General features: G+C 63.8%; 16 protein-coding genes. 9 read left to right on the top strand and 7 right to left on the bottom strand.

Annotated features, from left to right (window positions below):
• Positions 1–57 precede the first annotated feature (57 nt).
• Complete coding sequence (locus ACZ0AI_RS02655; protein WP_463564440.1) at positions 58–753, bottom strand: GntR family transcriptional regulator; 696 nt, start codon at positions 751–753, stop codon at positions 58–60.
• A gap of 414 nt (positions 754–1,167) precedes the next feature.
• On the opposite strand from ACZ0AI_RS02655, the gene ACZ0AI_RS02650 reads away from it, so the two are divergent.
• Genes ACZ0AI_RS02650 through ACZ0AI_RS02640 form a run of 3 tightly spaced genes read left to right on the top strand, consistent with a single transcriptional unit; the run spans position 1,168 to position 3,566 of the window.
• Positions 1,168–1,650 carry a L,D-transpeptidase family protein gene (locus ACZ0AI_RS02650; protein ID WP_463564439.1) on the top strand — a complete coding sequence of 161 codons (483 nt, stop codon included), beginning with the start codon at positions 1,168–1,170 and terminating at the stop codon, positions 1,648–1,650.
• Positions 1,651–1,674: 24 nt separating this feature from the next.
• Positions 1,675–2,991, top strand: a complete 1,317-nt coding sequence (locus ACZ0AI_RS02645) for a WD40 repeat domain-containing protein (RefSeq protein WP_463564438.1) — start codon at positions 1,675–1,677, stop codon at positions 2,989–2,991.
• 47 nt (positions 2,992–3,038) lie between these two features.
• On the top strand, positions 3,039–3,566 hold the full coding sequence (locus ACZ0AI_RS02640; protein WP_463564437.1) for an O-acetyl-ADP-ribose deacetylase: 528 nt from the start codon (positions 3,039–3,041) through the stop codon (positions 3,564–3,566).
• A gap of 14 nt (positions 3,567–3,580) precedes the next feature.
• Here the strand turns inward: ACZ0AI_RS02640 and ACZ0AI_RS02635 are convergent, their stop codons facing one another.
• The gene (locus ACZ0AI_RS02635) at positions 3,581–4,783 is read right to left on the bottom strand and encodes an MFS transporter (protein ID WP_463564436.1); all 1,203 of its coding nucleotides are present in this window, start codon (positions 4,781–4,783) and stop codon (positions 3,581–3,583) included.
• A gap of 168 nt (positions 4,784–4,951) precedes the next feature.
• On the opposite strand from ACZ0AI_RS02635, the gene ACZ0AI_RS02630 reads away from it, so the two are divergent.
• Positions 4,952–5,842 (top strand): LysR family transcriptional regulator, encoded by an 891-nt coding sequence (locus tag ACZ0AI_RS02630; RefSeq protein WP_463564435.1) that lies wholly within the window; start codon positions 4,952–4,954, stop codon positions 5,840–5,842.
• Between the two features lie 119 nt (positions 5,843–5,961).
• Here ACZ0AI_RS02630 and ACZ0AI_RS02625 read toward each other — a convergent pair whose 3' ends face one another.
• Positions 5,962–6,474, bottom strand: coding sequence for a GNAT family N-acetyltransferase (locus ACZ0AI_RS02625; RefSeq protein WP_463564434.1), 513 nt, complete (start codon positions 6,472–6,474; stop codon positions 5,962–5,964).
• Positions 6,475–6,608: 134 nt separating this feature from the next.
• On the opposite strand from ACZ0AI_RS02625, the gene ACZ0AI_RS02620 reads away from it, so the two are divergent.
• Genes ACZ0AI_RS02620 through zapE form a run of 3 tightly spaced genes read left to right on the top strand, consistent with a single transcriptional unit; the run spans position 6,609 to position 8,301 of the window.
• Complete coding sequence (locus tag ACZ0AI_RS02620) at positions 6,609–6,983, top strand: hypothetical protein (RefSeq protein ID WP_463564433.1); 375 nt, start codon at positions 6,609–6,611, stop codon at positions 6,981–6,983.
• Positions 6,980–7,177 carry a helix-turn-helix transcriptional regulator gene (locus ACZ0AI_RS02615; RefSeq protein ID WP_225831417.1) on the top strand — a complete coding sequence of 66 codons (198 nt, stop codon included), beginning with the start codon at positions 6,980–6,982 and terminating at the stop codon, positions 7,175–7,177. Before ACZ0AI_RS02620 ends, ACZ0AI_RS02615 begins: the two co-directional genes overlap by 4 nt.
• A 2-nt stretch (positions 7,178–7,179) precedes the next feature.
• Positions 7,180–8,301, top strand: coding sequence for a cell division protein ZapE (zapE, locus tag ACZ0AI_RS02610; protein WP_463564432.1), 1,122 nt, complete (start codon positions 7,180–7,182; stop codon positions 8,299–8,301).
• Positions 8,302–8,487: 186 nt separating this feature from the next.
• Here zapE and ACZ0AI_RS02605 read toward each other — a convergent pair whose 3' ends face one another.
• The 3 genes from ACZ0AI_RS02605 to ACZ0AI_RS02595 all read right to left on the bottom strand — a co-directional run bounded on the left by ACZ0AI_RS02605 (position 8,488) and on the right by ACZ0AI_RS02595 (position 10,984).
• Positions 8,488–9,687, bottom strand: a complete 1,200-nt coding sequence (locus tag ACZ0AI_RS02605; protein ID WP_463564431.1) for a patatin-like phospholipase family protein — start codon at positions 9,685–9,687, stop codon at positions 8,488–8,490.
• Positions 9,688–9,711: 24 nt separating this feature from the next.
• Positions 9,712–10,632, bottom strand: coding sequence for a lipid A biosynthesis lauroyl acyltransferase (locus ACZ0AI_RS02600; RefSeq protein ID WP_463564430.1), 921 nt, complete (start codon positions 10,630–10,632; stop codon positions 9,712–9,714).
• 70 nt (positions 10,633–10,702) lie between these two features.
• A complete protein-coding gene (locus ACZ0AI_RS02595) occupies positions 10,703–10,984 on the bottom strand; it encodes a DUF2218 domain-containing protein (protein WP_463564429.1) in 282 nt (93 codons plus the stop codon).
• Between the two features lie 182 nt (positions 10,985–11,166).
• Here ACZ0AI_RS02595 and ACZ0AI_RS02590 point away from each other — a divergent pair, with 182 nt between their 5' ends.
• Both ACZ0AI_RS02590 and ACZ0AI_RS02585 read left to right on the top strand, forming a co-directional pair.
• A complete protein-coding gene (locus ACZ0AI_RS02590; protein WP_463564428.1) occupies positions 11,167–12,348 on the top strand; it encodes an acetyl-CoA C-acetyltransferase in 1,182 nt (393 codons plus the stop codon).
• A gap of 83 nt (positions 12,349–12,431) precedes the next feature.
• Positions 12,432–12,725 (top strand): hypothetical protein, encoded by a 294-nt coding sequence (locus ACZ0AI_RS02585; RefSeq protein WP_463564427.1) that lies wholly within the window; start codon positions 12,432–12,434, stop codon positions 12,723–12,725.
• 33 nt (positions 12,726–12,758) lie between these two features.
• Here ACZ0AI_RS02585 and ACZ0AI_RS02580 read toward each other — a convergent pair whose 3' ends face one another.
• On the bottom strand, positions 12,759–13,364 hold the full coding sequence (locus ACZ0AI_RS02580; protein ID WP_463564426.1) for a TetR/AcrR family transcriptional regulator: 606 nt from the start codon (positions 13,362–13,364) through the stop codon (positions 12,759–12,761).
• Between the last annotated feature and the right edge of the window lie 11 nt (positions 13,365–13,375).

The following is a 13,375-nucleotide window of genomic DNA, read 5'->3' as shown; positions in this document are numbered from 1 at the left end:
GCGCAACGGCAAAGGCGCTGATCTGCCGCATTCATGGCAGATCCATGAGGTGCCGCGTTACAGCCCTGCCAGGGCCTGACGCAGATTGACCTCGGGCTCGGCCTGATCGTCCAGATCCAGCTGGTCTTCGAGCTCGCCCAGGTGCTCGAGCATCACCGCAGCCGCCCGCTCATGGTCGCCGTTCTCCAGGGCGGTGATGATTTGCTGATGCTCGTCCGATGCGCAGGACGGTACGTCATTGCGCTGGTAGAGGGCGACGATCAGTGAGCTGCGCACCATCAGGTTGGCGAGGATCTCGCTGAGCACCGAATTGCCGCTGATCTCGCCGAGCATCAGGTGAAACTCGCTCAGCTCGCGAACGATGGCGCGGCGGTCGGTAGCGCTGGTGGCCTTGCGCTCGTTGCTCATGTGCGTGGCCACTCGCTGACGCTGCTTGTGCATGATCGCCGGCGTGATGTTTTCGACGATGGCCCGCTCGATGGCGCGCCGTGCAGCGAAGACTTCGCGCGCCTCCTTGGCGCTGGGCTGAGCGACCATCGCGCCGCGGTTCGGCTCGATGGTGACGACGCGCTGCAACGCCAGGCGCTGCAACGCCGCCTGCACATGGTTGCGATTGGCCTGCAGGGTTTCGACGATCTGCGCTTCGATCAGGCGCGTCCCTGGCGGCAAGCGATGCTGAGCGATGGCCTTGAACAATACATCGACGATGCGCTGCACTTCGGCTTGCTTGCTGGTGACGGTCTTCGCAGCCATCTTGTCCTCTGATCCCACGTTGACGAGCCCTGATGGCCCGTCGCGAACGCTACGACTGACGCATTATCCGCCAGCCCATGGGTTGGGTAAATACGCCATGGCGACCTGATTCGCTAGCGCTGTCTAAATCGCCGCCGGCTGATGACCAGGATGGGTAACGCCTAGGCCGAATGGGCCGCTGCAGTGCTCAAGACGGAATGTTGCTAGCGATAAGCACACTCCATGCTAACAACAAGACCTGCAGTGTTACGGCGTCCGCCTGGAACGAATACCTGCCACTACGCTCTACCTTGGCGCGAACGCGATGCAGTTGGCGCCCTGCAGATTCCTGGCCAGCTAGACTGCTGACTGGATTAGCGCGCAAAACCCTCCGGCAACGCGAGAATGACCCTCCCCAATTCACCGCAGGCCCCCATGAAACCTGTTCTGCTTCTCTGTCTGCTGCTGTGCTGTGGCACAGTTCTCGCCACACCCAAGGCCGATGCCGTGCGCGTCGACAAGAGCGCGCGCACCCTGCAACTGATTGCCGAGGGCAAACCTTTCGCGACGTTCGATGTGGTGTTCGGTGCCAATCCCGATGGCCACAAACAGCAGGAAGGCGATGAGCGCACCCCGGAAGGACGCTATACCCTGGATTACAAGAAAGCCGACTCGGGTTACTACAAGGCCATCCATGTGTCCTATCCGAACGCTGCGGACGTGGCGAATGCGCGCTCGCGCGGTGTGGATCCCGGTGGCCTGATCATGATCCACGGCCAACGCAACGGCTGGGGCTGGTGGTCATGGCTGACCCAGCGATTCGACTGGACCAATGGCTGCATCGCCGTTGACGATGCCTCGATGGAAACCATCTGGGAGGCCGTCGAGCCCGGCACACCGATTGAAATTCTGCCCTGAGCAACGGCGTCGAAGGAGCGCTCTATGAAGACTTTAACCCCCCAACAGCAATGGCAAGCCGCCGTGCTCGACTATGCTCGGCAGGTCAATCGCTATGTCGAACAGGGTCTCAGCCAAGGCTGGGACGGTTTGAAAGAACCGCAACTGGCAGCGACCGAGCACTTGCTGCCGGCCCTACTGGAGGCGCTGCAGGCCGCCAATGAGACGAGTGCGGATGACGCCAGCCACGCCAACTTCCGTAACGACTGGCCACCAGCCCATCTGCCACTGGTGCCCCTGCTGGATGAGCAGGCCCAGGCGATAAGCGCCCTCGCCCTTCTCGACGACGGCAGCCTGCTGGCCCGCGTCGGCAGCGCCTACGAGCGTGGACGCCTGGTGCATATTCACGGCAACCAGTGGCACGACGTGATCGGCATCGACTTTTTCGGACGCTGCCCGGCACGCCGTTATTTCGCCTTTGCCAGGGCATCGGGCATCAGCGTGCACGATGGCTGGGCCGGCCCGCAGGTCGCCCAGTTCGCCTGGCCCACGGGGCTGGAAGGCTTGCCTGAGGACGCCGGACTCGAGCCTCTGGAACACCCTCCAACGCCGACCGCGCTGATTCCCTTTCCGGATGGTCAGCGTGTGCTGCTGGTCAGTTCGGATGGCATCTTCGTGCTCGCCAGGGAGGCAACCACGCGCCTGCTGCCGCGCCCGGCGGATATCTGCGACGACCTGCACAAAGGCACCCCCGCCGACGACATCGTTCTGGGGCTGTCCATGGAGCACGGCGCCGTATCAGCGGATGGCCGCTGGATCGCGGTGGGCGAGCAATGTGGCAGTCATCTGGTGTTCGACAGCGCCCTGCAACAGGTCGCCGAAGTAGGCCCGGCAGGCGAGTATCCGCATTTCGCCCTGTTCAATGGCCGCAGTGACCGCCTGATACTCAATGCCTGCCATTTCTACAACGGCGCGACCCTGAGCGTCGCCGTGGCCGACCTGCTCGGCATGCAGACCGACTTCTACAGCGACGATGAACGCACTCCGGTCGTGCAGGACGGTGCGCGGGTGTACGCCGGTGTCTCCCGTGGCGATACCTTCATCGTCGGAGATGCCTACGGCTATCTGCGGGCCTTCGACGAACAGGGCAACGAGCGCTGGCAGCATTTCATCGGCTCGACCATCTGTGCCATGGATCTGTCGGACGACGGCAATACCCTGGCCGTGTCCAGCTATGCCGGTTTCGTCTGCCTGATCGATCTGGACGCCGGTCGCCCCGCCTGGCAGATCGGTACCGGCGAGCATCAGGAACGGCAGCGCTGGCTGTTCTGGAAAGGCCAGAGCAAGCCGCTGCTCTGGTGAGCCACGCCCTGTCACCAGCATTCCAAGCTCGATCAGAGAACCCGGCCATGCCCGCTACCCTCACCGCTCTGCAGGGCGACATCACCAGACTGGACGTGGATGCCATCGTCAACGCGGCCAACTCCTCGCTGCTCGGTGGCGGCGGCGTCGATGGGGCGATCCATCGCGCCGCCGGCAGCGAGCTGCTGCACGAGTGTCGGCTACTCGGTGGCTGCAAGACCGGTGAAGCCAAACTGACCAGGGGTTACCGTCTGCACGCCCGCTTCATCATCCATACGGTCGGCCCGGTCTGGCGCTCCGGCAGTCAGGGCGAAGCGCAGCTGCTCGCGTCCTGCTACCGCAACGCGCTGCGCCTGGCGGCCGAAAAAGGCCTGAGCAGCATCGCGTTCCCCAGTATCAGTACCGGCATCTACGGCTACCCGATCGACCAGGCGGCACAGATCGCCGTCACTACCGTACGGGCCGAACTGGCCGAACTGGCCGATCATCGGGGTATCGACGACGTAACGTTCTGCTGCTTTTCCGCCAGTGATCTGGCTGTGTATCAGCAGGCCCTGGCAGAGCCGAACGTCTGACGATCCTCGTGTGCCTAACCGGCGCGAGCAAAGCCGTGCTCGCGGGCCATGAATATGATCAGCCATGCCAGCAACGCCAAACCAGCGGTTCCCCATGGCAGTGCTGCGGCCCCCAGGCTCTGCAGGAACACGCCACCGCATAACCCGCCCCCGGCAATGCCGAGATTCCAGGCGGTCACGCACATCGATTGCGCAACATCGGCATCGTCGCCCGCTGCGCGAATCGAGGCGGTCTGAAACAGCGTGGGAACACCGCCGAACGCCAGGCCCCAGGCGGCCACTCCGGCATAAATCAGCATCGAAGAAGAGTCGTTCACAGCCAGCATCACGCAAGCCAGCGCCAGCACAACCGCACTCATCAGGCTCAGCAACCGCAACCAGCGGTCGATCAGCATGCCGGTCAGCCAGATGCCCAGCAGCGCTGCCAGACCAAACGCCAGCAGCACCCGATCCACTTCCGCGAGCATGCCGAGTGGAGCCAGAAACGCGGCGATATAGGTGTAGAACAGGTTGTGAGCCAGCACATAGATGAGGATGACGAACAGCACCGGGCGCACACCGGGCAGGCGCAACACCCGCCCAATCGGCAGCGGACTGGCACTGCGCTGCCCAGGAAAGTCCGGCAGGCTGATGCGCCCCCAGGCCAGTAGAATCAAGGTCAGCAGACTCATCAGCACGAAGGTGTAACGCCAGCCGAACGTATTGCCGAGAAAGGTGCCTGCCGGCACGCCGAGCGATAGCGCCAACGGCGTACCGACCATGGCCACCGCAATGGCCCGCCCCTGAAGATGGGGTGCCACCATACGCGCCGCGTACCCGGCGACCAGCGCCCACAGCAGACCGGCAAACACCCCGGCGAAAAACCGCGCGACCAGCGTCAGCGGATAATGGCTGGACAGCGCGGTGACAAGATTGACGACCGCGAACCCGCCGATGGCGATCAGCAGCAGCGGTCGCCGCCGCCAGTATCGGGTCAACATCACCAGCGGTATGGCCGCCAGCAGGGAACCTAGCGCGTAGAGCGTGACCATCTGCCCAACCATGGCCTGGCTGACGCCCAGATCCGCGCTCAGTTGCGGTAACAATCCGGCTGGCAGTGCCTCGGTAAGGATGGTGATGAAGCCAGCCCCCGCCAGCACCAGCAAACCGTTTAGGGGCAAGCGCTCGCGCTCGGTAACTACCTGGCTTGCAGGCAGAGAATGTTCGTCTGTGTACATGGAGAATCGCCCGTAACGGTCTCGGCGCAGCGGAAAGCGGCCAATCGAACCGAGCAGCAGGTTAGGCAGCGGCGCGCTTGAGAAAAACAGGCTAAGGTTCGCAACTTAGCGGACACTTCTGTCCTCAATCCAACGCCCTTGCAGTCTGGGCCCATGACGGAATCCAGGATGGACAACCTCAGCGGTATCGGCGTGTTCGTGCAGGTGGCCAACACCCGCAGCTTTACCGAAAGCGGCCGACTGCTCGGCATTTCCTCTTCGGCGGTCGGCAAGAGCATCGCCCGCCTGGAGCAGCGACTGGGCATCCGCCTATTTCACCGCAGCACCCGCAGCATGACGCTGACGGCCGAGGGGCAGCGCTTTCTCGAACGCTGCCGGCGCGTGCTGTGCGAACTGGAAGCCGCGCAACTGGAGCTCAGTAGCGCGGCACAGGGGCCCAGTGGGCGCTTGCGCATCAGCATGCCGCGTGTCGGAGAACTGGTCATGCCGGTGCTGATCGACTTCATGCAGCGCTATCCGCAGATCGAACTGGATATCGACCTCTCCAACCGCATGGTGGACGTCTTCGAAGAAGGCTTCGATGCAGTGATCCGCACCGGCCCCATGCAGGACTCGCGGCTGACCGCCCGGCAACTCGGCAGCTTTGCGCAGCAACTGGTGGCCAGCCCGGATTATCTGCACAGCCACGGCACGCCCCAACAACCGGCGGACCTGCTCGAACATGCCTGCCTGATGTACCGCTTCCACGCCAGCGGCAAACTTGATCGCTGGCCGCTGCGCGGCGCCAATGCGGATCTGGAGAGCGCGCTCAAACAACGGGTGATCTGCAATACCCTCGACAGCCTGCTGCGGGTCACCCGTTCCGGCCTGGGAATCGCCTGCCTGCCGGACTTTCTGATCGCCGAGGACATTGCCGCTGGCCGCCTGCGACCGGTGCTGACTGATCACATGGAACATGGCGGTGCGTTCTGGATGCTCTGGCCCAACAGCAAATACGCGCTGCCCAAGCTCCGCGTGTTCATCGATCACATGACCACCACACTATTCAGCAAGCCCTGAACGTGGCGGGTGGGTGAATGAAACGGTGCTCGTCATGGCTAGCGAATGTTGACCGCTGGTGGGCTGAAGCGGAACGCCGCCCGGCCCACCCCACGGCGGTGTCTCCGGTAGGGTGGGCTTCAGCCCACCAAAGGCTCCGTGAGTACAAGACGCATACGCTGCGGCTGATCACGGTGCCCGGCCGGTAGCTGGCAGGTCGGCAAGTCTTCGACCCAGACGAAACCGTATAGCCGATAAAGGGCCAGGGCTGCGTGATTGGACTTGAACACGTTCAATTCGATGCAGCGCATGCCCTGTTCCCGGCAATGCTCGATGACCCTTTCCAGCAGGCGCCTACCCAGCCCCTGGCGTCGCCAATTGGCATGCACCTGCATGCCGAGGATGCCCACGGTCGCATCGCCCTCGGGCCGGCAGTAGCTGTCCGGGTAGGCTTCGGCGGTGGCGACGATGCGTCCTTCATGCTCGATCACATAGACCGCCCAGCCGTTGTCGTCCGCCCGCTCCAGGGCGCGGGCGATGACGGCTTTGGGCGGTGCTATGGGGCGTATCGAGTACAAGCCTTCCGCCGCCACCTGGCTGAACAGCTCATGAAAGGCGTCAACGTCACTCAGGCGAATCTTGCGTGGCTGCATGCTCGGTTCATCTTGCCAATCGTCCCCCATGCTAAGCGAAACCGCGCCAGCCTCACAGCAAAATGTAAAGCGAACTTGACTCACGAAAAGACCGCCGCTAATGTAAAGCTTACTTTCCATATCAGGAATGCGTCATGAGCCAGAACCGTTTTCTCGTCCACTTCGCCCTGGCGATGGTTGCCTATGTAATCGCGGTGATCAGCAGCAGCCTGTTGCTCGGTACGGTTACGGATGGAGCGCTGCGTACCCTGTGCGCGCTGATTCCCATTGCCCCGCTTATCGCCGTCGCCATCACGGTGATTCGCCAGGTTCGTCAGCTCGATGAGCTGGCCCGCGCCATCCATCTGGAAGCGTTGGCCATGGCCTTCGTGGGTACCGCCCTGATCACCTTCAGCTACGGCTTTCTGGAGACTGCCGGCTTCCCGCGCCTGTCGATGTTCTTCGTGTGGCCGGTACTGGCCTCCCTGTGGGCACTGGGTTCGGTGATCGCCTGGAGACGCTACCGGTGATCAACCATGTACGCGAACGGCGCAACGAGCGAGGCTGGTCACAGGCTGATCTCGGCGCGAAGCTGGGCGTCTCGCGGCAGACCATCAACGCCATCGAGACCGGCCGTTACGACCCCAGCCTGCCCCTCGCCTTCAAGATCGCCCGGCTGTTCGAGTCGCGCATAGAAGACCTGTTCCAGGCCCCCGAGGAGTGAGCATGCCAGCAGCGGAACACTCGCCTCTGCAGCTTTACCTGAATGCCGTCGAGCATCAGGGCTTCGTTGCCGATGACGCCCAGTTGCAGGCCGCGCACCTGCTCCAGGTCTGCCATGAGGCGCTGCACGCAGCGCCAGCGCAAACGCCACCAGGTGTCTATCTGTGGGGCCCGGTGGGGCGTGGCAAGACCTGGCTGATGGACAGCTTCTACCACTCGCTGCAGGTTCCAGCGCGGCGTCAGCACTTCCACCATTTCATGCGCTGGGTGCACCGTCGCCTGTTCGAGTTGAGTGGCACCGCCGAGCCCCTCGCGGTGCTGGCTCGCGAGCTGGGTGCGGAGATTCGTGTGCTGTGCTTCGATGAACTGTTCGTCAGCGACATCGGCGACGCGATCCTCCTTGGTCGCCTGTTCGGCTCGCTGTTCAATGAGGGTGTGGTGCTGGTGGCCACGTCCAACCAGCCGCCGGATCAGTTGTACGCCGGTGGCCACAATCGCGAGCGCTTCCTGCCGGCGATAGCCGCGCTGCAGCGACACATGCAGGTGGTCGCCGTGGATGGCAGCCAGGATCATCGTCAGCACCCAGGCCAGCACTGCCAGCGCTACTGGGTTCGCGAGCCGGGCCAGCCCAGCGCCCTGCCCGCGCTGTTCGATCCGTTGAGTGGCGGCGAAACCGCCAGCCACGAAGCATTGGCCATCAACCACCGATTGATTGGCGTGCAGCGTCACAGCGACAAGGTACTGCATTGCAGCTTCGATCAACTTTGCGTGGAGCCTCTCGCCGCCCAGGACTTCATCCTGCTGTGCGACCGTTTCACGGCCATTGTGCTGGGTGACGTGCCAGCCCTCAGTGCTCAGCAGCGCCCTGCGAAGATCGCCCGCGGCACCGAAGATGCCGCCGAGCGGGTGGTGGCCGGTGACCGTCATCTGCCGGCCCTGTCGATCCACGACAACGCCGTGCGCCGTTTCATTGCCCTGGTGGATGAGTGCTACGACCGCCGCGTGCCGCTGTATCTGGAAGCCGAAGTGGCCCTTGAAGCGCTGTACACCGAAGGCTACCTGTCCTTCGCCTTCCGCCGCACCCTGAGCCGGCTGCAGGAAATGCAGATGCAGCGCTTCGGCTGATGGATGGCGCGGGGGTGAAAATCAAACGTAGCCCGGGTCGAGCGAAGCGACACCCGGGAATCCGCTCATGAGTATCGCAGGCCCAACCCAGGCAACGTGACTGAAGGAAAGCAGACCGTAGCCCGTGGTTGAGCGAAGCGATACCCGGGAGTTTGCGCCCCGGATTACGCCTTCGGCTAATCCAGGCTACGAGGTGGAAACCGCCTGCTCCCCTTCGGGTAGCAAGCCCAAAAAGGCTTGGAGCTCGGCCTTCTTGGCCATGGCGTCCTGGTAGCCCAGCTCGATCAGCTCGCTGCAGTAGCCGGGCTCGAACAGCAGGTAGCTCAACACTCCGCCACCGCCGTCGCGTGTCGCGCCGGGGCCGCGCAGGAACAGGCGCAACGCGGCGGGCATTTCGCGGCGATGGCGGGCGGCGATCACGTCCAGTGGCTGGCTGGGAGAAATCACCAATACCTCGACCGGCGTCAGGCCATAGGTACGACTGCGCTGCTCGGCGGGCACCAGCCTGCCCAACTGGTTGAGGCGCCCCAGTAGCTCGACATCGCTCTCGACATTATCGATGAAGGTGCTGTTGAGCATGTGCCCAGCGATCTGCGCCAGGCTGGGCATGCTGCCGGCAGGCCGCGGAGCCGCTGCGCCGGCGTTGGCATGGTCGCCCACCGGGTTGCCACTCACCCCCACCACCAGCACCCGGGTGGCGCCAAGGTGCAACGCTGGGCTGATCGGTGCCATCTGCCGCACTGCGCCATCACCGAAATACTCGCGGTTGATCTTCACGGGCTCGAAGATCAGCGGAATGGCGGTACTGGCCAGCAGATGGGGCAGCGCCAGACGGGTCGGTACGCCGACACGACGGTGGCGGAACCAGGGATCGATGGCCGCCCGCCCCTGATAGAAAGTCACCGCCTGGGCCGACTCGTAACCGAAGGCCGTGACGGCCACCGCACGCAACTGGCGATGACGTATCGCGGCAGCGATACCGGAGAAGTCCAGCTCGCGTTCGAGCAACCCGGCCAGCGGCGAACTGTCGAGCAGCGCCACCGGCACCTGCTTGCCCATGCCGAGCATGCTGTGGCCGACGAAACGGCTAGCCTGCCGCAATACCCCAGGCCAGTCACTGCGATACACCTGATCGGTGTGAAAGCTGCGCCACACGGTGCTCAGCCGGCGCACCGCCTCGCGGAAATGCAGAGCACCGCAGGCCAGGCTGACCGCATTGATGGCTCCGGCCGAGGTGCCGACGATGACCGGAAACGGATTGCCTGACGAATCAGGCAGCAGATCGGCAATCGCCGACAGCACGCCGACCTGATAGGCAGCGCGAGCGCCACCACCGGAGAGAATGAGGCCAGTGGTGGACGGCTCGCTGCGGGCATCCTGCGTCATCAGGTCGATTCCAATTCGAGGTTGTTAGTAGAGCTTGGGCTCGCCTGGTGGACGGGTCTTGAACCGGCGGTGCGCCCACAAATACTGCGTAGGACAGGTGGCGATGGCCTCCTCGACCCAGGCGTTGACGCGCAGGCAATCGGCTTCCTCGGTCTCGCCGGGAAAGTCTGCGAGCGGCGGGTGAATGGTCAGGCGATAGCCCTGGCCGTCCGGCAAACGCTGCTGGGTGAACGGCAGCACGATGGCGCGGCCCAGGCGGGCGAACTTGGTGGTCGCAGTGACCGTCGCGGCCTGCACGCCGAACAGCGGCGCGAACAGGCTCTGCTTGGGACCGTAATCCTGATCCGGCGCGTACCAGATCGCCCGGCCGCCACGCAGCACCTTGATCATGGCGCGCACGTCTTCACGCTCAATGGCGGTGGCATCCAGATTGTGACGCTCGCGCCCGCGTCGCTGCACGAAGTCGAACAGCGGATTGCGATGCTCGCGGTACATGCCGTCGATGGTGTGCACCTGGCCGAGCAACGCGGCGCCGATCTCCAGGGTGGTGAAATGTATCGCCATGAGGATCACGCCCTGCCCTTGGGCCTGGGCCTGCTGCAGGTGTTCGATGCCTTCGATGTGCGCCAGCCGCGCGAGCTTCTCCCGCGGCCACCACCAGCTCATGGCCATCTCGAAAAAGGCGATACCGGTGGAGGCGAAATTTTCCTTCAGCAGTCGCTCGCGCTCGGCGGCGGACATCTGTGGAAAGCACAGTTGCAGGTTACGCGTGGCGATACGCCGCCGGGAACCGGCCACCCGGTACATCAACCAGCCCAGGCCACGCCCCAGACGCAGCAAGGCGCCATAGGGCAGTTGCACGATCAGCCATAACAGCCCAAGCCCCAGCCACAACGGCCAGAAGCGTGGGTGAAGGAAGGAGCGACGAAATACGGGACGATCCATTGACGATCCTGGATAGCGTTCAAAGCCGCTTAGTCTAACAGCTCGCTCGGCGATGGTGCCCCACTGCCATTCAACGCCGCCAGCTGATCTGCAGCGTTTCTCCGGCGACCATGCGCTGCATGTGATCGGCCACCACGGGCTCCAGCTGCTCCAGCGTGGCCGCGTCCGGCGCCTCGATGAGCACGTCCAAACCGCCCTCCACTACCGTCAGGGTGCAACGCGCCGGGTCGAAGAAGATCTCGCCACGGGTCTCGTCGAAGCTCACCTGAAACTTGTGGCTCCAGTGCCGGCACAAGCGGGTCACGCAACGCACGGCATGTTCGGTGGTAACCGTCGCACGGGATTCGGGCATGGCAAAACTCCATCGGTAGGCTGTTGACGAGGCCAGGAATCTATCACGCCGCCTTGCGGCCAGGCATACAGCATTGCTGATCTATCCGATCGAAAATCCTGGACTTGCATGCCGGTCGACCCGGCGTCAGGATCGTACCCAGCCAATAACAATATCCGTCCCATCACGGCCAGGAGAACCCCATGCAAGATGTCGTCATCGTCGCCGCCACCCGTACCGCCATTGGCAGTTTCCAGGGGGCGCTGGCGGATGTTCCGGCCACCGAAATGGGCGCGGCGGTGATCCGTCGCCTGCTCGAGCAGACCGGCCTGGATGGCAATCAGGTCGATGAAGTGATCCTCGGCCACGTGCTTACCGCTGGTGCCGGGCAGAACACCGCTCGCCAGGCGGCCATCGCTGCCGGCCTGCCCCATGCCGTGCCGGCCCTGACGCTCAACAAGGTCTGCGGCTCCGGCCTCAAGGCGCTACATCTCGGTGCCCAGGCGATTCGCTGCGGCGACGCCGAGGTGATCATCGCCGGTGGCATGGAAAACATGAGCCTGGCGCCCTATGTACTGCCCAAGGCGCGCACCGGTCTGCGCATGGGCCATGGGCAACTGATCGACAGCATGATCAGCGACGGCCTGTGGGATGCCTTCAACGATTACCACATGGGCATCACCGCCGAGAACCTGGTGGACAAGTACGCCATCAGCCGTGAGGCCCAGGATGCCTTCGCGGCAGCCTCCCAGCAGAAAGCCGTGGCAGCCATCGAGTCAGGGCGTTTCGCCGACGAGATCACCCCGATCCTGATTCCCCAGCGCAAAGGCGATCCCGTCACTTTCGCCACCGACGAGCAGCCCCGCGCGGGCACCACGGCAGAAACCCTGGCCAAGCTGAAACCGGCCTTCAAGAAAGACGGCAGCGTCACTGCCGGCAACGCCTCGAGCCTCAATGACGGCGCAGCTGCGGTGCTGCTGATGAGCGCGAGCAAAGCGCAGAGTCTGGGCCTGCCGGTGCTGGCACAGATCAAGGCGTACGCCAACGCCGGCGTCGACCCGGCGATCATGGGCATCGGCCCGGTATCGGCCACCCGCCGTAGCCTGGACAAGGCCGGCTGGTCCTTCGATCAGCTCGACCTGATCGAGGCCAACGAAGCCTTTGCTGCCCAGGCGCTTTCGGTGGGGAAAGAACTCGGCTGGGATGCCAGCAAGGTCAACGTCAATGGCGGTGCCATCGCCCTCGGCCACCCGATTGGCGCCTCCGGTTGCCGCGTGCTGGTTACCCTGCTGCACGAGATGCTCAAGCGTGACGCCAAAAAAGGTCTGGCCACCCTGTGCATCGGCGGTGGCCAGGGCGTGGCACTGCTGCTCGAGCGGGATTGAACGGCGAGGCCCGTCTTCTGCCGGGCCTGCCATTTCGGGGCCAGTTCGCGATACGATCAGGCTCCATCCCGACGAATCTGCCCATGAACGATTTCCCGACCCTCCACTATCTGTTCGCCGAATGCCGCAAAACCTGCTCGCAGCGCCCGGAAGTCACGGCCATCGTGCTTTTCGCCCTGCTCTGCGAGGATGACGACGTGGTGTACCTGGAAATTCGCTATACCGACTACGCCAGCGGCCAGTCCGAAGGTGACCACCTCTGGCTGTCATTGGAGGAGGCAATGGACTCCGCTCTGGAGGATCACGGCATTGCCGAGGATGACTGGCGAGCGCTGTCGGTGCGGGAGATCGCCCGCATAGACCGCACCATCGAGTAACGGACAGGGCTCACAGCCCAACGGTGGTCGGCGCTAGCGGCGGCAGCCGTCCCACAGTTTCATGATCTGACCGACCGCAGCATCGAGCGCCGCATGTTCGATGCCGTCGCGGGCCAGGGTAGAAAGCCCCAGCAAAAAGCTGTCGAACGCCGACGTCAGTGCCTGGACATCGGTATCGGCCGCCAGCTCACCGTCGGCGATTGCCCGCTCGATACAGGCACGTAATCCCTTGCGCGTGCGATCGCGAACTTCGCTCAGCACCGTCGTCTCCTGCTCCGGCGTGCATACCCCGATCACCCCCAGGGCCACCATGCAGCCTCGCGGATGCCCCGTCTCGCATTGCATGCTGGCCGAGCGGCGCAGCGTCAGCTCGACGGCATCGCGTGCCGACAGATCGCTGTCGAAGAGACTCTCGGTAACCCGCCCGTGAGTGCCCATGTACCGCTCAACCACCTCATCGAACAGCGCCTCCTTGGAACCGAAGGCTGCATAGAAACTGGGTGCTGAGATACCACCACCGATCCCGGCTTTGAGCTGGCTCAGGGATGTAGCCTGATAGCCATGCTCCCAGAAAAGGTGCATCGCCTGAACGATTGCCGCATCGCGGTCGAATGTGCGTGGGCGCCCCATCTGTGCCATGTCCCGTCCTC

Source organism: Pseudomonas sp. AC355 (assembly GCF_979258205.1).
Note: the sequence above shows the minus strand (reverse complement) of the source record. Positions and strands in the feature narration are given on the sequence as shown.

Bases quoted from the DNA above. Each gene is read 5' to 3' on its own strand.
- zapE (WP_463564432.1), top strand. From the start codon at position 7,180: ATGCCAGCAGCGGAACACTCGCCTCTGCAGCTTTACCTGAATGCCGTC.
- ACZ0AI_RS02605 (WP_463564431.1), bottom strand. From the start codon at position 9,687: ATGACGCAGGATGCCCGCAGCGAGCCGTCCACCACTGGCCTCATTCTC.
- ACZ0AI_RS02590 (WP_463564428.1), top strand. From the start codon at position 11,167: ATGCAAGATGTCGTCATCGTCGCCGCCACCCGTACCGCCATTGGCAGT.
- ACZ0AI_RS02630 (WP_463564435.1), top strand. From the start codon at position 4,952: ATGGACAACCTCAGCGGTATCGGCGTGTTCGTGCAGGTGGCCAACACC.
- ACZ0AI_RS02580 (WP_463564426.1), bottom strand. From the start codon at position 13,364: ATGGCACAGATGGGGCGCCCACGCACATTCGACCGCGATGCGGCAATC.
- ACZ0AI_RS02620 (WP_463564433.1), top strand. From the start codon at position 6,609: ATGAGCCAGAACCGTTTTCTCGTCCACTTCGCCCTGGCGATGGTTGCC.
- ACZ0AI_RS02625 (WP_463564434.1), bottom strand. From the start codon at position 6,474: ATGCAGCCACGCAAGATTCGCCTGAGTGACGTTGACGCCTTTCATGAG.
- ACZ0AI_RS02600 (WP_463564430.1), bottom strand. From the start codon at position 10,632: ATGGATCGTCCCGTATTTCGTCGCTCCTTCCTTCACCCACGCTTCTGG.
- ACZ0AI_RS02655 (WP_463564440.1), bottom strand. From the start codon at position 753: ATGGCTGCGAAGACCGTCACCAGCAAGCAAGCCGAAGTGCAGCGCATC.
- ACZ0AI_RS02635 (WP_463564436.1), bottom strand. From the start codon at position 4,783: ATGTACACAGACGAACATTCTCTGCCTGCAAGCCAGGTAGTTACCGAG.
- ACZ0AI_RS02650 (WP_463564439.1), top strand. From the start codon at position 1,168: ATGAAACCTGTTCTGCTTCTCTGTCTGCTGCTGTGCTGTGGCACAGTT.
- ACZ0AI_RS02645 (WP_463564438.1), top strand. From the start codon at position 1,675: ATGAAGACTTTAACCCCCCAACAGCAATGGCAAGCCGCCGTGCTCGAC.
- ACZ0AI_RS02640 (WP_463564437.1), top strand. From the start codon at position 3,039: ATGCCCGCTACCCTCACCGCTCTGCAGGGCGACATCACCAGACTGGAC.
- ACZ0AI_RS02585 (WP_463564427.1), top strand. From the start codon at position 12,432: ATGAACGATTTCCCGACCCTCCACTATCTGTTCGCCGAATGCCGCAAA.
- ACZ0AI_RS02595 (WP_463564429.1), bottom strand. From the start codon at position 10,984: ATGCCCGAATCCCGTGCGACGGTTACCACCGAACATGCCGTGCGTTGC.